Source organism: Mesorhizobium sp. WSM2561, assembly GCF_000513915.1.
Classification (GTDB): Bacteria; Pseudomonadota; Alphaproteobacteria; order Rhizobiales; family Rhizobiaceae; genus Mesorhizobium; species Mesorhizobium muleiense.
This window is the reverse complement of the sequence record NZ_AZUX01000015.1, coordinates 173,045-191,422: the sequence shown is the minus strand read 5'-3', so window position 1 is coordinate 191,422 and position 18,378 is coordinate 173,045. Positions and strand designations below refer to the sequence as shown.

Genomic DNA, 18,378 nt, shown 5'->3' with positions numbered 1-18,378 from the left:
CAAAATTATAGACAGCTCTAATCCTCTATCAGCGAGCGCCCGGCATAAGGCGCCTGGGGCAAGCCGAGGACACTCGAAAGCGTCGGCGCGAACTGGTCCGCATTTGCCTCGTCGACGATCCGCTGGGGCACGCCGATGCCGGACACGATGAACATGCGGTCATCCTCGCGGCTGCCCGGCCGAAAACCGTGAGTTGAGATGGCGTGCGGCCTGCCCGTCGCAGAGAGCGGCGCGGACGCATGCGCTGCCCGCTCCTCGAAAGAATGCCTAGGCGGAGCGACGAACATCGCCACACCCCCGCGGAGAGGCTCAGGCAGATGCAGATCGTTCCAGAGCTCGACGCCGTAGGGCACCAGTCGCTCGGTGGCTCTGTCAATATCGCCGGGAGTTTTGAGGGAGACGTAGAGGCTGGCGCCTTCGGTCATCCAGTGCATGTCCGGGATAATGGCCTCCGGAAAAATCGCCATGTCTACCGGACCGTGGCCGTGGTCGCTGGCGACCGCGATCACATAGCTCCCAAGCCTGCCGGTCCGCTCCAGGACAGCCAGGACGTTACCCAGCAGCATATCGGCGAACTCCACTGACCAGATCGCTGTCGGGCTGTCATAGCCAAGATAATGCTGGAACGCGTCCGGCATCTCGATCTCCGTCAGCACGAGATCGGGTGGCCGGTCCGAGCCGAGCAGAGCCACTACGGCGCGATTAAGAAACTGATCGAGTGCGAGGCCGGCCAGCAGGTGCGGCGTGCCGTCGTCAACTGACTCTCTGAACCAATCCATTTCGGTCAGGCCGGCGCGCGCGAGCCGATCTTCGGGATCGTGGATAGCGCGCAAGGCCGCCAATGCTTCGGGGGTGGCCATCTTGCCGAAGCGATGACCGGTCACGAAATTGCGCAGCCACCAGGGCGGGACATAGACAGAAGTATCGTCCAGAGCGATCATCGCATGGCCGATCGCCGCGACATCCAGGCCGGCGGCCTTGGCATGTGTGGCAAGTGTCGGTGCCTGCAAATCTTCAGCCAGCGGCGCGATGAAGATGTCACCGCGGAAGATATGATTGCCATAGACACCGTGCACTTCGGGTCCCACGCCCGTCAACATCGTTGCCCGGCCGGGGACGGAGGTGGCCGGCACGGCCGATTTCATCCGGCGAACGCGCAGGCCAGAAGCCGCGAGACGGCTCATGTTCGGCAGGCGGTGCGCATAGGCCTCGAAAGTGTCAGCGCTGACACCGTCGACGAGCATGGAGATCAGCTTTCTTTGCATGAGGGCTCCGTCATCGTAGGGTCGGGTCGAGTTGATCGCGCAACCAGTCGCCGAGGACGCTCACCGCGACGGCGGTCAACACGATGACGAGGCTGGGAGCGAGCAGCATCCAGGGCGCGCGGGTGATATACTCGCGGCCGGCGGCGACCATCACGCCCAGGCTGCTCATGGGCGGCTGGACGCCAAGGCCGAGAAAGGACAATCCGCTTTCGACCAGAACGATTTCGGGAAATGTCACTGTTGCCGCGACCAGAAGCGTTGCCGCACTGTTGGGCAGGATATGCCGAACATAGACGCGCAACGGATGGGCGCCGAGCTGGCGGGTTGCACTCGCATAGCCCTGTGCGCCGGCGGCCATTGCCAGCCCCCGCGCCAGCCGCGCATTCCGCTCCCAGCCGTACAGCCCCATCAGGGCGACGAACAGCGTCAGCGAATTGCCCAAAAAGGCGAGCATCGCCAGAGCCACGATGAGAAAAGGTAACGAAGCCTGGACGTCGATCATCAGGAGCAGAACGTGCTCGACCAGCCGGCGGAAATAAGCGGCGGTGAAGCCGATCGCCGTGCCGACGAACACGCTGATCGCGGTCGCGCCGAAGGCGACCAGCAAGCTGGTGCGGATCGAGTAGATAAGACGCGAGGCAACGTCACGGCCGAGGTCGTCAGTTCCAAGGACATGCAGCATCGTCCCGCCGAACCCCACAGGCGGCGCCAGACGATGGCGCAGGTCGATGGCAGTAATGTCGTAGGGGGCAATGTGCGCTGCTGCGAGTGCCGCCACGACCATGAGCAGAACCCAGCCCGCTGCGAGGCGTGTCGGCAAGTCCATCCGGTATATCGTCTGAAGGCTGGGCGCCATGACCGGCATTTCTCAATGCGATCCAGCGGACGAGGTCCGCAAGCGCGGATCGAAAACGCCATAAAGCAGGTCCATCAGGAGGTTGGCCGATGTCATGGTTAGCGTGACAAGCAGAAGGATGACCTGAACCACGGCGAGGTCGCGGTTGGCGACCGAGACCACCAGCAACTGGCCGATGCCGGGCCAGCCGAATACATTCTCCACCAGGACCGCGCCTGCAACTTGTCCGCCTAGCATCAGGCCGAACAGCGTCAGCACAGGGATGATCGCGTTCGGGAGAGCATGATGGCGAACCACCTCCCGCCAGGTCACGCCCTTGGCGCTGGCCGCGACGACGTATAGCTGTAACAGTACCTCGATCATGGCACTGCGCGTGAAACGCGCGATGATGGCCGCACCGCTAATGCCGAGCGTCAAAACCGGCAGTACGAAGCCGGCAGCCCGGTCGGCGCCGCCCGAGGGGAACAGGCCGAGAGTGACCGAAAAGATCAGGATCAGGAGCAGCCCGAGCACGAAGCTCGGTACGGTGAAGCCGAGAACGGTCAGCATCATAACCGATCGGTCGACCCAGCTGTCGCGATGCATGGCGGCATAGGCGCCGACGGGAATCCCGATCAGCATTGTGAGCATCAGCGAGGGGATCATCAGCGCCAATGTCAGCGGCACGCGCTCGAGCACAGCATCCAGGGCCGGCTTTCCGCCCAGCATGGAATTGCCGAAGTCGCCATGAAGCGCCGCCTGGACGTAGCGCAGATATTGTAAAGAAAGCGGCTGATCGAGACCCCAATGCCGGCGAAAGGCGTCGAGGTCGGCGGCACGAGCGCTGGGACCGAGAATTTGCAAGGCTGGATCTCCGGACGCGCGTAACACCACGAAGGTAAGGGTCACCACAACAAGGACCGAAAGTGCGGCACGCAAGACTTTCGGGCCAACGAGACGAATGATTGTTGCGGTCATCGATCCCTCACACGATGGCAGGCGACCTCCCGTTTCGATCCCAATGGCAGGAGTTCGGGCAGGCTTTGTCGGCAGATGTCCTGCGCTAGAGGGCAGCGTGAATGGAACGGACACCCGGAAGGCCGATCGGTGGCGCTCGGCGGCTCGCCCGAGAGCGGCACATACTGGTCGAAGCCGCCTGGCAGTCTCGGCATGGCCGATACGAGCGCCTGGGTATAGGGATGTGCGGGGTGGTCAATGATGACGTCGGTGCGCCCCTGCTCGACGACGCGGCCCAGATACATAACGGCAATGCGATCGCTGACATGACGCACAATCCGCAAGTCATGGCTGATGAACAATATGCCGAGCCCAAGCTCCTGCTGAAGATCCACCAGCAGGTTGACGATTTGTGCCTGTACAGAGACGTCGAGCGCTGAGACCGGTTCGTCGCAAACAAGAAGCGACGGTTTCGGTGCTAGCGCACGCGCCAGTACGACGCGCTGGCGCTGGCCGCCGGAAAGCTGATGCGGGTAGAGCATGTGGTGGTCTTCGCCAAGTCCCACGGCGTGGAGCAGCTCCCTTACCCGCTGCCGCCGGCTTGCGGCATCGCCAACTCCGTGAATCTCCAGCGGCTCGGCGATGAGGGCATCAACCGTCATGCGGCGGTCGAGCGCCCCCAGCGTGTCCTGAAAGACCAGTTGCATCTGCCGCCGCTGTGACCGCCACTGTTTGCTGCCGATCCGCGGCAGCAAAGAGTCTTGAAACAGCACCCGGCCGCTGTCCGGCGAATCCAAGCCGAGCGCGATCCGGCCGGTGGTGGATTTGCCGCAACCGGATTCGCCAACAATGCCGGTCGTTTGCCCCGCCTCGACGTTCAGCGACACGCCATCGACGGCAGCGAGATATTTCCGCGACCCGAGAATCGCCGAGCCGACCGGGAAGCGGCGGGAAATGCCTTCGAGACGCAGCAAGGTCATCGCTCGGCTGCAGCCTTCAGGCAATGCACGGAATGCCCGGCAGAAACCTGCCGCACTTGCGGTCGGACCACGCCGCATGCGGCGACGGCGTCCCTGCAGCGCGGTGCGTAGGCACATCCAGGCGGTAGGTTTCGCTGCGGTGGCGCGCCCGCTATGGCGGTCAACCGTATGCGCGGTCCACACGATGGCGGAATGGCACCGATGAGGTCGCGCGTGTAGGGGTGCTCCGGCGCTGTCAAAAGCGTGTGTGTCGATCCGGCCTCGACGATCCGTCCGGAATACATGACGCAAACCCGATCACAGATGGCCGCTACTGCCGCTAGATCGTGGCTTATCATCACCAAGGCCATGCCGGTGTCTTGCTGGATCTCCTTGAGCAGCAACAGGATCTGTGCCTGCACAGTGGCATCGAGCGCAGTCGTCGGCTCGTCGGCAACCAGCAGTTCGGGCCGGCCGGCAAGCGCAATGGCGATCATTACGCGCTGGTTCTGGCCGCCCGACAACTCGTGTGGATAGGCATTGACCCTGTTTGCAGCATCAGCGATGCCGACTTGGTCGAGCAGCCGACGGGTCTCAGCCCGAGCGGCGAGACCGGTCAAGCCGCCATGCAGGCGAAGTGCTTCAGCAATCTGCGCGCCTATGCGATGCACCGGATTCAGGGCGCCGGCCGGGTCCTGGAAGATCATGGCAATACGCCCGCCACGCACGTGATCCAAAACTGATGGCCGGGCGCCGATCAGATCGAGGTCGCCAAGCCAGGCTTCGCCCGAAACCTCGGCGGATCGCGGCAATAGATCCAGCACCGCCCGCCAGGTCACGGACTTGCCGCAGCCGGATTCGCCGACAATACCAACGGCCTCGCCTTTGCCCACAATGAGATCGACACCGTGCAGTACAGGCACACCCCCGAAAGCGACCGTGAGGTCGGCAATCTTGATGGCAGGGTTGGCAGAGGATGGCGTGACGCCATGAACCGGCAACAGCGCGAGACTCGCGCTGTTCTGGTAAGACTTGTTCAGCATGGAGCTCAGGCCACCGGCTCAGGCGATATCTTCGGGCCAAGATACATTTGCGGCAACGGGCTGGGCTGCCAGCTAACATCTGCCTTCTGCCCATAGATAAAGGGCATGGAGTGCAGTGGTGTGATACAGGGGTCCTCAATCTCGACAATGTCCTGCATCCGTTTGAAGGCCGCCCGGCGCCTGGCGACATCGGTCGTCGTTTCAAGCTCATGGCCGAGCGTGTTGAATTCGGCATTGGTCCAGCCGCCGCCTGCCTGCAGGTCATTGGTCGGGCCGATAATCTGCCAAAGCATGGAGACGGGATCGGCGTAGAAGGCACCGCCCGACGTATCCGCGATGCCGCCGAGGTTGTCGACCTGCGTCCAGTTCTCGCACATGATCAGCTTGACATTGAGGCCAACGGCTTTCCACATTTCGACCAGCGCCTGATTATCGGCAAGCTGCATCGGATAATAGGTGCCGACGGAAGGGTAGGGGATTTCCTCGCCTTTGTACGATGACTTGGCGAGGAGTTCCTTCACCAGCGCCGGATCGTAAGACACGCCCTTGCGCCCGGGATCGTTGATTGCGCCGAAAATCGGCAACTGCCAGCCATTGAGCGCCTTCGCCCGGCCGTTCCACAGGCCGTCTGCCAGTGCATCTCGATCAATGGCGCAAGCAAGCGCGCGACGCAGGTTGACATCCTTCAAAACGGGGGTCTTGAGCGGTGAGAATGTGAGGAAGCGGAACCACATGGTTTCGACGCCGGTGACCGAAAGGCCCTTGACGCCTTCGATCTCCGCAATGTGATCCGGGGTGATGTCGGTGACGATATCGTAATCGCCCGCCCGCAGCCCAGCGATGCGCGCGGCGATCTCCGGCACCCGCTTGAAACGGATCGACGCAAACGGCGGCTGGCCGCCCCAATAGTCATCATGCGCGACCAGCGTGATCTCGTCGCCGCTACGCACGTCGCCAATCTTGTAGGGACCGGTGCCGATCGGCTTTGCAGCCCATGCATCGTAATTCTTGGCAGCATGCCATGCCTTGGCACTGATGATTTGAGTGCCCCATGCTCCAAGCCGGTTGATGAAAACCGGATCCTCTGTCGTGGTGAACAGACGGACAGTGCGGTCATCGACCTTCTGCACGTCGGCCAGCGAGGAAAGGAAATTGGCAAGCACGGCCGCACCAGGTGCCTTTTCGCCGCGCAGCCGATCCCGCCCAAGTGACAAAACAACATCATCCGCGGTCATTGTGGAGCCGTCATGAAACTTCACATTGTCGCGCAAGCCGATTTCATACGTCTTCGCATCAATCTGCTTCAAGGATTTTGCGAGCGCAAAATTCAGACGGAAGTTGTCGTTGTAATCTGTCCGCAGAAGCTGATCGAAAATGCTGTACTGCACCCGCCAGGAAACATTGGCGATGGAAGAGCTATCCACCGGTTCCAGAATGGTGCGCAGATCCTGGACGGCGACCTTGAGGCTCGGCCGCTGGCCGCCTGCGGCCATGATGGTCCGCGGCAACGCCATCGCGCCAGCCGCAAGGGCCGTCATGCCTAGAAATGTGCGACGTGTCGTTTGCATGTCAAAACCCTCTCCGTTTGTCGGGACGGCAAGCCGAGCGAACTCCGTTTCCTTCCCGGGACGGGCAGAGACATACCGCAGTTATGTGAAGGTTTTATGTGGCCTTAAGACGGATTATGCCGGATTTGTATTGGAGACGCAAATGCGTTTCACAAACCATCGTGAAATGATCGCATTCCGGCCAGGCACATGCCGCAGCAGGTTCAGAAGGCCATCTATGCCGGGTTATGACGGTTTTTGCTGCGGATATAGGACTTGGGCACCAGCGGCTTCGATCTGCTTCAGCACGTCCAGTGCCGGCTTCCGGTCGGTGATGATCGAGGTAATCGCTGAATGGGGCAGGATCCGGTAACGCACCGATAAGCCGAATTTGGTGTGATCGGCGAGAACGACGATTTTCCGCGCCTGTTCGGAAAGTGTGGCGGCGAGATCCTGCCCGACCTGCTCATGGTCGAAGACGCCTAGCGTTGGATGCACGGCATTGACCCCGATGAAGGCGACATCGATCTGCTGTTCGCGCAGCGTGCGCAGACCAATGAATCCAGTCACGGTCCGGAAATCGGGATTGAATTCACCGCCCAGCATAACGACGCGATGCCGACGGCCGTCGGCAGCAGCGATGGCTATATCGACCATGTTGGTGACGATGCGCATCTCCGGCAGGGGGGAAATGCGGCGAGCCAATGACAGCACCGTACTGCCGCCCCCCAAGAAGAGATTCTGCCCGGGCTTGAGAAGACCGAGCGCCATCTCGGCAATAGCGTTCTTTTCCGTGCGCTGAGAAATGGCGCGCGATGAGACGGCCAGCAGCTTAGGCTGCTGCGTGGCGACGGCCCCACCATGGACGCGCACGACCAAGCCGTCCTGCTCGAGCTGTTTGATATCCCGCCGCGCGGTCTCCTCGGAAATATTAAATTGCAGTATCAGATCCCGGATACGAACTTCGCCATCCGCTTGGATCATTTCGATGAGCTTCTTGTGGCGATTGTGGCTAAGCGACATTCTTCCCTCTTGCGGTATTTGCCGGTGTTTGCGCGAAACTAGTCAGCTCAAAGCGCAAACGCCATCTTGGAGAGCAGGTTGGCCTGATCGTAGCGTCATTTGTAAAGCAAGCCGCTCGGGCCGCGGACTAAGCTGACCCCGCCGCTCCTGGATAACGTTCATCCGAACAGGACGCAGCGACAGCTGCAGAGAATAGGCGGCGAGCCGCGGGGAAGGCCGCTATGAAACGTGCTCAAAGAAGCGGTCGCGGAACTGCAGCTTCAGCTGGCTATGGCCCCGATGAGAACTCGCACTCCAGTTTGCGCGGCTGGGAAGATTTTGAGAATGACGGACTCCTGCGCTGATAGCCCGGGCGCACAAGCAGGTTACGAAGTTTGCCTGCGACGTGCGAGATGCGCAAGGAGGGCCGTCAAACGCATCGCGTTCAGGACCCGCTTCGCAGGGACACCGCCCTTGCGCGCCATCTCGACACCCCAATGCATGTGGTCGAGCTCGCGGATCGAATGAGCGTCCGGATTGATGCTGAAGATGCAGCCCTGATCGAGTGCCTTTTGATGCCAGCGCCAGTCGAGGTCGAGTCGCCAAGGATGTGCGTTGATTTCGACAGCGACGCCGTGTTTCGCACACGCTTTGAGGACTTTGTCGACGTCGAGATCATAACCGGGCCGGCGCAACAGCTGGCGACCGGTCATGTGCCCGATGATTGTCGTCCGAGGATTTCCGATCGCCTCAATGATACGCTCCGTCTGTTCCTTCTTGGGCAACTTGAAGCGGCTGTGCACGCTGGCGACGACAAAATCGAACTGCTCCAAGATATGATTCGGGTAATCGAGCGAGCCATCCGCCAGGATGTCCGCTTCGATGCCCTTTAGTATGCGAAATCTTCCATTGTAAGCCTTGTTCAGCCGGTCAGCTTCGCGGTGCTGTTCAGCAATCTCCTGCAACGAAAGGCCGCCTGCGTAGTGAGCGGACTGCGAATGATCTGCGACACCATAGTATTCGAAACCGCGCTTGCGCGTGGCTTCAGCCATTTCCTCAAGCGTTTCGGTGCCATCGGATGCGGTCGTGTGAGAATGCAGGATGCCATGCAGATCTTCATCCCGAATGAGGGCGGGTAGCTTCTGCTTTGCCGCCCTCTCAATCTCGTCCCTGCCTTCGCGCAATTCAGGCTCGATAAACTGCAAGTCTAGAGCTTGGTAGATTTCTTCTTCTGTCGCTGACGCGATCAGCTTTCTCCCGCGATGAAGCCCGTCAGCGTTTAGGGTGAATCCCTTGTCGGCCGCGAACGTCTTCAGTTGCTCAAGGTGGTCTGCCGAACCGGTTGCTTCGAGCAGGTTCGCGCCAAAGTGCTTCCTGTCCGTGATAACAAGCCTGAGGGTCGTATCCTCGATTCCAGTCGACTTTCTGCCCTGCGCTACCAGGGCGAAGTCGGAAACGAGCTCGCAACCGCGCCGGAAGTCACCTGCAATTTCGACGCGCGAAAACTCTGGATGCTGTTGCTTCACCGATATGACCGCATGTTCGAGAAGAGCGGCGGCCTTGTGCAGATGAAGTTGCGTTTCGCCGCTTCGCACGATGGCGAGGTTCTGCAGGAGTTTTGTCTGAAGCGCGGCGCCGAGGCCTTTGACTGGGCGTATGCGGTCTTCTCTTGCTGCGGCCTCGAGCTCCGCCAGCGAGTTCACGCCGAGCGCCTGATGAAGCTTCAGTATCTTATCGGGACGAAGCCCGGGTACGGCAAACAGCTCCATCACGCCCGCTGGAACATCCTCGCGCAGCTGCTCAAGGCTTGGGTGCGTGCCGGTTTGGTAAAGCTTGGTCACGATGTCTGCGATCGCGTCACCGATCCCCGGGATCTTGGTGAGGGCGCCGGTGGCGATGATCGGATCAAGCGGCTGCGACAGCGCCGTCAGACTGTCTGCCGCGCGCAAGTATGCCTTTGTGCGATAGGGATTGTCGCCGCGCATAGACGCCCGTTGCGCGTATTCCCTCAAAAGACTGGCGACGGTCCTCGGATCGATTTTTGCCATGGCTTCAGCCAAACGAGGCCGATCTCCGCAGGTTCCAATCAGGCAAGGCCATGAGCGCCGCGTTGCCCTTTAAATCCCGGCTTTACTGCCTCTTCCCGCGTCGGACGCTACAGATTGGGCAAGGATTGGTCAGCGCGACCCCATCCCGCCAGAGCTTTGGAGGCTGCGCGTTTTTTTAATTCAGGAGCATCGCCAACGTGGAAATGAGAGGGCGCATCTATTGTCTTCATCTCTGCCCACGTAATCGGTGCCGCGACAGGGGCGCCCGGACGTGATCTTGCGCTGTAGGGCATGATCGCGGTCGCCCCGCGCTGATTACGTAGATAGTCCACAAAGATGCGACCCTTGCGGCGCGCCTTTGACAACACGGCCGTGAAATGGGCCGGATCACTCTGGGCGACCGCCTGCTCCAGGCGAGACGCGAAGTCCTTCACCTCTGGCCACTCGGCGCCAGGGGTGAGGGGCGCGATGACGTGCACTCCTTTGCCTCCCGTCAGCATCGGGAAAGTCGTAAGGCCCAGCGATTTAAGGATAGCGCGGAACTGAAAGGCAGCGGCGCGGACGGCCTCAAAATCGAGGCCTTCATCGGGGTCGAGGTCGAACACGAGGCGGTCGGCCTTTTCGACATCCTCAATCCGAGCCCCCCATCCATGCAGCTCAATCGTTCCCATCTGGACGCAAGTCATCAGTCCGTCGGCATCGTCGACATAGAGATATGGTTCCTCGTGCCCGTCCTTCTCCGTGATGCCGATGTGGTGGACTTTGTCGCCAAAGCTGCCGGCGTCGTGTTTTTGGAAGAAGCACTTCTTCGCGCGGCCCTGTGGGCATCGAACCAGACTGATCGGCCGGCTGCCAACCCAAGGAAGCATGATCGCCGCGACCGCTGCGTAATGGTCGGCGAGCTGTCCCTTGGTGATGTTGGACTCCGGATAGATGACGCGGTCACGGTTACTTATCGCGATGGCGGTTGTCGCAGACGCGGCAAGATCGGCTGCATGACGTTCCGTCTCGAGGACGACCGCCTCCGGCTTCTTGTCTTCGCGGAGACCAAGATAGCTCGGATGTCGTAACGTCCCTTCATTTGTCATTTCGGTGAAGGCAATCTCAGCGACCAGTTTCGGACGGAGCCAGTGTGCGCCGCGCACTTCGGCGCGTGGTGCGTCGACGGTCGCGGCCTTCTGCTCAAGCGGCGCCATGATCTTCAAGAGACGAAGAAGTTCAGCGGTATCGAAGCCGGTGCCGACTTTCCCGGCGTAACGCAGCTTGCCGCCGTCATGAACGCCAAGGATCAAGGACCGAAACGCGCGGACCTTGTCGGACGGCGTCCAGCCGACAATCACAAATTCCTGCCGCCTGATGCATTTGATCTTCAGCCAGCTTGCGCCGCGGGCCGCCACATAACTCGAATCCGCGAGCTTTGAAATGACGCCCTCAAGGCCGGCTGCGCAGAAGCGATCGAGCAGCTCTTCTCCGCGGCCGAGGATATGGTCGGAGTAATGAAGGACCGGATTTTTCGCAGCCAAGATCGCCTCCAGCTTCGCCTTGCGCTCAAGAAGAGGAAGCCTTGTCAGATCTTCGCCGTCGAGCTGCAGCAGATCGAACGCATAAAAGTCGATAGTCGCCGGGGCACCCTTCAATGCATTCTGAAGCGCCTGGAAGTTAGATCTTCCTTCCGCATCGACAACCACGGCCTCGCCGTCAATCAGGGCGGAGCGCACCTTGAGCTTGCGAGCCTCGGAGAGGATCGAGGGAAAACGGCTAGACCAGTCCAGACCAGATCGTGTGTAGGCTCGCGCCTCGCCACCGCCGACGGCAACGAGAATACGATAGCCGTCGTATTTCATCTCATGGATCCAACGATCGCCGGAAGGGACCGTGTCCACGAGCGTTGCGAGCTGGACCGGCCGGAAAGCGGGCGGCGCTAAAGTGACCTCGTCACGAGCGGGCGACTTCGCTTGACTAGCGCTCGACCCATTGATTGCCTTATGCGACGTTGGTTTGACCACTCTGACCTAAACCATACTCCAGAGACGAAATAGCGTTATCCGCGTCCGACGCGCGACTACTTCTTTAGTTTCGCTGCAGGCCGTATTGAGCTTTTCGCGATCATTGGCGACTCGCTTGATTAGCGCCTCGGCCTGAGGCCGTGCTCCTGCCTCCGGCCCTTCCATTTTCCCGATTTGCGCGCACAGCTCACTGGCAATAATCAAGAGCAGGAACGTGCCCTCAAATGCCGCCACAGCGTATCCGCCTTCTGCCATCGGCTTTAGAAGCCCGCCATTCCGGTTCCGGTCCCCTAAACGGCCTGTCAGCTTTGCGCCCTATTCGAGACATTCACCGATCATCTTGAACGGGCTAAAAGCGGACACCCAGTTTAGTCTGGGAGTGGCAGCCAAAGCTATTATGGCAAGCCATAAAGACAAGGAGACGCTATTTGGCCACCTACGGACGCAATAATTTCGAGCTGAATTCGTCGATTGCCATTCGAGACGTCTACCGCCTGTTTCTGGTGTTCAGTGGCGACGAGCAACTTTTCGAACTCGCACCGAAGCCAGATGACCCGCTTCGGCTGATGCGGGACGCTCACTTCGCTGACGAGATTACCCACCTACTTGTAGGCACTGCGGTCGCCAATCGCATTCACCTAGAACATATGAGTCGCTTGCGCGCTGACCCTGCAGAGCATCAGCACCAGCCGATTATCCTAAAGTGTGGGACACTTCACCCGGACATCCTCAATAGCGATCAAGAGATCCCTCTTACGTTCGACCAGGCCTGCAACAAAATCATCCATGCCATCCACATTGTTCCAGATTGCGGCAACCCAGCCGAGAATCCATTGAGCAGTGAGGTCAAGCTTCGCGGGCATTTGGGAAAAGCGGCGTGGTCTGCCTACCTCAATATTCCGCAATACGTTCGAGCATCGATCTTGAATTTCCGCGATCACACGTGACGTATGTATGGCCGCAGAGAAAGGAGCGAGACGCGCCCATTGCACGCCGTTTCAGCGGTTCATCCGGTCGCCTGAAAGCGGACATTTGTACACGGCCATGACGATGACTCCTCTAGCATGTCAGGGGTAAAATCCCTAAAGTCCGCCCGCGGGGAATAGGCTTGGGGTGTATGCCATAGGGCGGCGTCGACCTAAGGCCAGGGGCAAGGCCGAGTAACGCGATCGTGGCAGACTTCACCTACATGGGCTCGAAAAAGCTCTTGGCGCCCCAAATCGCCGATCTCGTCGCGGACATGGCCAACGGCCCATTTCTCGACCTGTTTTCGGGCATCGCCGCCGTTGGCTCACAAATTGGCACCCAGCGCTCGATCTGGTCCAATGACGTGCAGAGCTTCTCGACGCTTCTTACCGGTCAGAAGTTTCGGGCCGCCCGACCGTTCAGAACGGCGCATAGCATCATTGAACGCGCAGAAATGCCGTTTGCTATCAATCGTACCGGGCTTGAAGCAACATTCAGCGAGGCGCTTGCTAATGAGGAGCGAGCACTCTCAACCAACGACGCGGAAGGCGCACGCGAGCTCATCGCGACCATGTCGCAAATTGACGAGAAAATCAGCACGCTGCGCCGCCAGAAGGTCCATTGCCTCTTTACCGGCTTGCACGGGGCGACCTATCTCGGGATACGCCAGGCAATCGACCTCGATTCGATCCGCTACGCTGCCGACCATCTGATAGACGCAGGCGAGGTGACCGCCGAGGAGCATCGCTGGATGGTGTTGGCGTTGTGTCAGACGATTTCAACGGTCAGCAATTCCACAGGCCATTTTGCCCAATACTTGTATCCGAGTTATGCCAACATTCGACGCGTGGTCCGCAAGCGGAGACTGAACTGCTGGTCGATATGGTCGACCGCGCTTCGCGAAAGCCGTCCGCTTGGCTACGTTGCTTGGCGGCGTAGCAACCGCGTTTTCAAGTCGGACGCCACCACGCTGCTCAAGAAATTATCGAGGAATGTGCGGCAGCCCGCGGTTATATACGCGGACCCGCCTTATACCAGCGATCAATATTCTCGGTACTACCATGTGCTCGAGAACGCCGTCCTATACGACTACCCGAAGGTTTCAAGCAAAGGTCAGTATCGACCCGACCGGTTCACCTCCGGCTTCTCGCTCAAGGCCGGCGTTGACGGCTCCTTCAAGGAGCTAGTTTCCGCTGCCGCCAAGCTCCCATCTGTCTTTATACTCAGCTACCCGACTAATGGCCTGCTGAAGGACTCGACCGAGCGCGTGCTCGAATTGCTATTGGAAAAGTTTGCGCACGTCGACCAGCCACTTGTCATCCCGCATCTCCATTCAACGATGGGCGGATCAAAAGGTGCGCAGAAGCAAGCAGTCGATGAGAATATTTTTGTCGCCTATCAGGACCCTCTCGCGCGCTGGCACGGCAAAGATGCCGGCGGAGCACTTGCCTCGCGACGAACTGGGCCAGCCCCAATCGCCGAGGTGGAGGATATCGCTGCGTGACAACTCGTACCCTTAAGATTGCCGTAGTGAGCGATCTCCACGTGTTCAACGGCTCGTCCGAAGATTCCAAAAGCCCGTCGACGATCGGCACAGCCGATGCTCAGGATGCGCCCGAGCGCCATCCGCTACGCGGCCTTGCCGATATCATCCAACGTGACAAGCTGAGCGCAGACCTGCTGATCTGTCCGGGAGACTTGTCGGACAAAGCTGATCCAGCCGCGCTGATATTTGCCTGGAACAAACTCAATGAGCTGAAGTATCAGCTAGGAGCCAAGCATCTCCTAGCCACGGCAGGAAATCATGACATCGATTCTCGCAACCAGCACGACGATCATGACCCTAAGGGCAATCTTCAATCGCTGGATCCAATGTTTCCGGGCGTTGACGAAGCCCTCTGCGACCGCTTCTGGTCACGCAATTTCGTAATCGTCGAGCTTGAGGATGTGCGAATCTTACTGCTCAACTCATCCGCGTTGCATGGCTATGGATCGGATGCCAAGCCCGAATTTCGTCACGGCCGGATCAGCTCGAAGACGATTTCTGCGCTTCGCATGGCGCTCACCAGCGGCGAGAAGCGGATCAACATCCTGGTCTGTCATCATCACCCCGTTACGCATAATCCGGTCAATGAAGAGGATTATAGCGAGATGGTTGGAGGCGATCGACTGATTGATCTACTCGATTCAGGTGAGTATGGGTCATGGCTATTGATCCATGGCCACAAGCATTATCCTCGCCTCGCTTATGCCTCTGGCGGAGCATCATCGCCGATCATTTTCTCGGCCGGATCGCTGAGCGCATTTCTATACCAAAAGATTGCCAGCCGCGCGCGAAATCAGTTCTACATCATTGAGATCCCAATAGATGATCTCGATGCGTTGGAGCTGGATTTGGCCGGAACAGTAACCGCATGGGACTGGATCAATATGTCCGGCTGGCAACCCGCGGGCGTCGGCTCAGGCCTGCCGCATCAAGTCGGTTTTGGCTGGCGGGAATCCGCCCGTACGATCGCGACGACGATTGCCAAACAGCTGGAAGACAAAACAGACGTTATCACCGGCGAGGAGTTGCTTATCGCTATGCCCAGATTGCGCTTCCTGCGCCCGGAGGAACTTGAAGCCGTTGTGCGGCGATTACGCTCATCACATGGGATTGTAGCTCAACTCAAGGATGGCATGATCTGCGAGGTGGGGCGATCATGAATACACTCATGTCAGCGCCGAGCGTCTTTGAATCCTTCAATGCTCGCAACCTTGATCCTACCCAGGTTGCGCAACGCTTCATCCCGCCCCGCCAATTCGACGAACTGATACTCAGAAATCATAGTATCGTGGTCGGACCGCGCGGCAGTGGAAAAACCACGCTGCTAAAGATGCTGCAGCTGCCGGCGCTCGCGTCCTGGAAGCATCAGGACGCCGACCGCTTTAGAATGAAGATTGACTTCACCGGGGTGTTTGTTGCGGCGGACATCAGCTGGGGTGCGCAACTGACGGCCCTCGGTGAAGCAAGGCTGTCCGATAATCTACGCACGTTGCTCGGCTTCTCGGCCTTCACGACTCATATGTTATCGGCGCTGGTACGCGCGATGAAAGAAGCGATGAGTTCCGCGATTGCCGAGATCCCCTCGCTTGCCCGCCTTTATGTTAATCTGAATCGCGAGACTATCGCTGCGCTAGTTCGGTCGCTCGCCAGGGAATGGGAGATCACACCCGAACTGCCAACATTGTTCGCGTTGCAGACCGCTCTCCAGGGTCGACTGTCGAGAATCGCCCAGATTGCCAACCAGCTGGCTTTGGCCAGCGCGCGCGAGCTTGACCCCAATGCGGCCGAGACACGGTTTCTCTACCTTGACGCCCTGTCGGCGGTGTCCTTCGGAATTGAACAGTTCAATACCTATGCCGACCAGCCATATCGCAAATGGGCTTTGCTATTCGACGAGCTCGAAATCGCACCCCAGGCAATCCGTCAGGCGCTGCTCAGGGCCTTGCGCAGCACGAACTCGAACCTGCTTTTTAAGTTGTCGCTCAGCCCCTACCATCAGGATGCCGGGCTGCTTAACACTGCGATCTCAGCGATGCCGGCGCAAGATTATCAGCCCATCGAACTTTGGTATGCACGCAAGGAGCAAGGGTTCCAGTTCTCACGCGCCCTCGTCGAAGCTATGATTGCGGACGCTGGCTGTACCGGTGTCGCTCCGGAAGACATCTTTGGTACCGCCTCGATCGCGATGCGCGAAGAAGCTTCAGGCGCGCAGTCATCGGACTACCGCCCAGGAACCGATCTGCACAAACGATACAAGCGACTGGCCATCAAGGATCCGAGCTTTGCTACATATATCAGCGAGAACCGGGTCGATCTCGACCGGATGCACGAGCTGCCCTCGGCTGAACGAGCAAGCATCATTCGCAAGGTCACTTCAATCGTTATGGTGCGCGAAGCCTATCGCTCAGAGCCGCAGGCGATCGGCGGTGGGCAACGGCTCGGCCGCAGCCGCAAGAACGCCAACATCTATTACGGCGTCGATGCACTGCTCGCGGTCGTAGAGGGCAATCCTCGCTGGTTGATTGGCCTCATGGGCCCAATGATCAGGCGGTTCAAGGATGACCGACAACGCGTGCCGCGTGCCGTCCAGGCAACTGCGATATCGACTGCTGCTAACCGGTTTCGCGCGCTCCTACGCACCATCCCCTATGTACCCGACGGTACGAGCCCGTTCCGCCACAAGCAGATGGCATCCCGTGGGTTGCTAACGTTGCTGGATGCTCTCGGCACGCGCTTTCGCCGTCACATCATTATCGACGACTTCTCACCTGATCCGGTGCTGTCGTTCACGGTCGACGCAAATATCTCCGATGGTCTTCTTCTCGCGCTGGGCCGGGCGTTGAACGCCGGTGCGATCATCCTGGTGCCCGATTCCGGCGCAGAGGCCATTGCTAGCTCCATTCGCGGAAAGCGCTTCCGTCTCTCCTACATGCTCGCAACGAACTACGACCTACCCTTGCTGCTTGGGCGCGAGGGCTCACTTCAACGTCTGCTTGCCGACGATCGCGAGAGCTCCGTTCCGCTGTTCGGTGGAGAGCTGTAATGCTCGGCATAGAAATTATCGGCGACGGATCGTTGGGTGACCGGTTTGATTTGTTTATCGGAACACTCGGCTATGAGACTAGGTCCAGCCACCTCGCTCGACATGACCTGATAAATGCGAAACGGAAGATCGCGCTGGCATTTCCCGAGGAGGATTACGCCGCATATTTGAGCAACCGTGACTTTCTTAACAGCACACACTTCGAGATTTTGCCGAAGGACTCCGGTACGCTCCCACAACTGTTAGCCACGGCTATAGAAAACCACCCTGCCGACGCGGAACGGGATTTCTCTATTCTCGTCGATATCTCATCTATGTCACGCCCCATGCTTGCTGATATAGTATTTGAGCTGAGCAAGGTCGAACGCGCGCTCAGTGTAACTGTGACATTTGTCTACCTCCCCGCAGAATTCGTCAAGGAGAACGCCGAGCACGCACCGGTTGCGGTGACGGAGCCTGTCACGTCCGATTATGCAGGTTGGACCGCAACTCCTGAGCGCCCGATCACGGCCCTGGTTGGCTTGGGTTACGAACATGACCTCGCACTTGGCACCATCGAGTACCTCGAGCCTACCAACGTCTGGGTTTTCGTTCCGAGGGGAGAGGATCGGCGGTATGACGACGCCGTAAATCAGGCAAATCGTAATCTCAAGGAAATGCTCAGGGACGAGCGCGTGATGAACTACCAGGTGGACGCGCCGGCGCGAGTCCACGCCATACTTGAAAACCTTGTGTTCGGCCTACTCCAATCCTCCCGGCCGGTTCTCGTTCCCTTTGGCCCGAAGATTTTCTGCCTATGTTGTTTGCTTATTGCCCGGACCTACGAGCCAGAGATTACCGTGTGGCGCGTGAGTGGTGAAACATTCGCCAAACCCGGTGATCGGAAAGCTAGCGGCAAGATCGTCACATTGCAGACCCGTTTCGCACGTCACCCCCCAATTACGCAATGAGTGTTGCCGTACCGATGTATTACCATTCTTAACGTCTGTTTTTGCGCGCGTGCTGCTAAGGAAGCCAGACCAGACCCTATAACCGTATCCGGCCCCGACCCTGCCGATCATCAACGCGCCGCCTCTCCGCCATGCGGGGCATCGGGGGCTTCCCCGGAAGCTGCCCCTCGATTAAAGACGCGGCGCCGCGCCCAGGCACCCCGATCATTGC

14 protein-coding genes are annotated in these 18,378 nt (G+C 59.3%); 5 read left to right on the top strand and 9 right to left on the bottom strand.

The window, feature by feature from the left end; all coding sequences use genetic code 11:
• Positions 1-17: 17 nt before the first annotated feature.
• The 9 genes from M727_RS36460 to ligD form a co-directional block, all read right to left on the bottom strand.
• The gene (locus M727_RS36460) at positions 18-1,265 is read right to left on the bottom strand and encodes an alkaline phosphatase family protein (protein WP_051505616.1); all 1,248 of its coding nucleotides are present in this window, start codon (positions 1,263-1,265) and stop codon (positions 18-20) included.
• A gap of 10 nt (positions 1,266-1,275) precedes the next feature.
• Positions 1,276-2,091 carry an ABC transporter permease gene (locus M727_RS0114650; protein ID WP_348627162.1) on the bottom strand — a complete coding sequence of 272 codons (816 nt, stop codon included), beginning with the start codon at positions 2,089-2,091 and terminating at the stop codon, positions 1,276-1,278.
• A gap of 42 nt (positions 2,092-2,133) precedes the next feature.
• Positions 2,134-3,078 carry an ABC transporter permease gene (locus tag M727_RS0114645; RefSeq protein ID WP_036262251.1) on the bottom strand — a complete coding sequence of 315 codons (945 nt, stop codon included), beginning with the start codon at positions 3,076-3,078 and terminating at the stop codon, positions 2,134-2,136.
• The gene (locus M727_RS0114640) at positions 3,075-4,037 is read right to left on the bottom strand and encodes an ABC transporter ATP-binding protein (protein ID WP_027153319.1); all 963 of its coding nucleotides are present in this window, start codon (positions 4,035-4,037) and stop codon (positions 3,075-3,077) included. The genes M727_RS0114645 and M727_RS0114640 overlap by 4 nt, the downstream gene beginning before the upstream one ends.
• Complete coding sequence (locus M727_RS0114635) at positions 4,034-5,059, bottom strand: ABC transporter ATP-binding protein (protein ID WP_027153318.1); 1,026 nt, start codon at positions 5,057-5,059, stop codon at positions 4,034-4,036. Before M727_RS0114635 ends, M727_RS0114640 begins: the two co-directional genes overlap by 4 nt.
• A 5-nt stretch (positions 5,060-5,064) precedes the next feature.
• Positions 5,065-6,627, bottom strand: coding sequence for an ABC transporter substrate-binding protein (locus tag M727_RS0114630; protein WP_027153317.1), 1,563 nt, complete (start codon positions 6,625-6,627; stop codon positions 5,065-5,067).
• 225 nt (positions 6,628-6,852) lie between these two features.
• Complete coding sequence (locus M727_RS36455) at positions 6,853-7,629, bottom strand: DeoR/GlpR family DNA-binding transcription regulator (protein WP_156941540.1); 777 nt, start codon at positions 7,627-7,629, stop codon at positions 6,853-6,855.
• 365 nt (positions 7,630-7,994) lie between these two features.
• Positions 7,995-9,656: a DNA polymerase/3'-5' exonuclease PolX gene (locus tag M727_RS0114620; RefSeq protein ID WP_027153316.1), complete on the bottom strand. Its 1,662-nt coding sequence runs from the start codon at positions 9,654-9,656 to the stop codon at positions 7,995-7,997.
• 107 nt (positions 9,657-9,763) lie between these two features.
• The gene (gene ligD / locus M727_RS0114615; protein WP_084646731.1) at positions 9,764-11,662 is read right to left on the bottom strand and encodes a DNA ligase D; all 1,899 of its coding nucleotides are present in this window, start codon (positions 11,660-11,662) and stop codon (positions 9,764-9,766) included.
• Positions 11,663-12,090: 428 nt separating this feature from the next.
• Here ligD and M727_RS0114605 point away from each other — a divergent pair, with 428 nt between their 5' ends.
• The 5 genes from M727_RS0114605 to M727_RS0114585 all read left to right on the top strand — a co-directional run bounded on the left by M727_RS0114605 (position 12,091) and on the right by M727_RS0114585 (position 18,167).
• Entirely contained in the window at positions 12,091-12,609 is a 519-nt protein-coding gene (locus M727_RS0114605; protein ID WP_027153313.1) for a hypothetical protein, read from the top strand.
• A gap of 224 nt (positions 12,610-12,833) precedes the next feature.
• Positions 12,834-14,132 (top strand): DNA adenine methylase, encoded by a 1,299-nt coding sequence (locus M727_RS0114600; RefSeq protein WP_156941539.1) that lies wholly within the window; start codon positions 12,834-12,836, stop codon positions 14,130-14,132.
• A complete protein-coding gene (locus M727_RS0114595) occupies positions 14,129-15,334 on the top strand; it encodes a metallophosphoesterase (protein ID WP_198032640.1) in 1,206 nt (401 codons plus the stop codon). Before M727_RS0114600 ends, M727_RS0114595 begins: the two co-directional genes overlap by 4 nt.
• Positions 15,331-17,217 (top strand): hypothetical protein, encoded by a 1,887-nt coding sequence (locus tag M727_RS0114590; protein WP_027153310.1) that lies wholly within the window; start codon positions 15,331-15,333, stop codon positions 17,215-17,217. The genes M727_RS0114595 and M727_RS0114590 overlap by 4 nt, the downstream gene beginning before the upstream one ends.
• On the top strand, positions 17,217-18,167 hold the full coding sequence (locus M727_RS0114585; RefSeq protein ID WP_027153309.1) for a hypothetical protein: 951 nt from the start codon (positions 17,217-17,219) through the stop codon (positions 18,165-18,167). The genes M727_RS0114590 and M727_RS0114585 overlap by 1 nt, the downstream gene beginning before the upstream one ends.
• Positions 18,168-18,378: the final 211 nt, after the last annotated feature.

What these genes read in the sequence shown, in the direction of transcription:
- M727_RS0114630 (WP_027153317.1), bottom strand. Translation starts at nt 6,627, where the DNA reads ATGCAAACGACACGTCGCACATTTCTAGGCATGACGGCCCTTGCGGCT.
- M727_RS0114645 (WP_036262251.1), bottom strand. Translation starts at nt 3,078, where the DNA reads ATGACCGCAACAATCATTCGTCTCGTTGGCCCGAAAGTCTTGCGTGCC.
- M727_RS0114590 (WP_027153310.1), top strand. Translation starts at nt 15,331, where the DNA reads ATGAATACACTCATGTCAGCGCCGAGCGTCTTTGAATCCTTCAATGCT.
- M727_RS0114635 (WP_027153318.1), bottom strand. Translation starts at nt 5,059, where the DNA reads ATGCTGAACAAGTCTTACCAGAACAGCGCGAGTCTCGCGCTGTTGCCG.
- M727_RS0114650 (WP_348627162.1), bottom strand. Translation starts at nt 2,091, where the DNA reads ATGGACTTGCCGACACGCCTCGCAGCGGGCTGGGTTCTGCTCATGGTC.
- M727_RS0114640 (WP_027153319.1), bottom strand. Translation starts at nt 4,037, where the DNA reads ATGACCTTGCTGCGTCTCGAAGGCATTTCCCGCCGCTTCCCGGTCGGC.
- M727_RS0114585 (WP_027153309.1), top strand. Translation starts at nt 17,217, where the DNA reads ATGCTCGGCATAGAAATTATCGGCGACGGATCGTTGGGTGACCGGTTT.
- M727_RS36455 (WP_156941540.1), bottom strand. Translation starts at nt 7,629, where the DNA reads ATGTCGCTTAGCCACAATCGCCACAAGAAGCTCATCGAAATGATCCAA.
- M727_RS36460 (WP_051505616.1), bottom strand. Translation starts at nt 1,265, where the DNA reads ATGCAAAGAAAGCTGATCTCCATGCTCGTCGACGGTGTCAGCGCTGAC.
- M727_RS0114620 (WP_027153316.1), bottom strand. Translation starts at nt 9,656, where the DNA reads ATGGCAAAAATCGATCCGAGGACCGTCGCCAGTCTTTTGAGGGAATAC.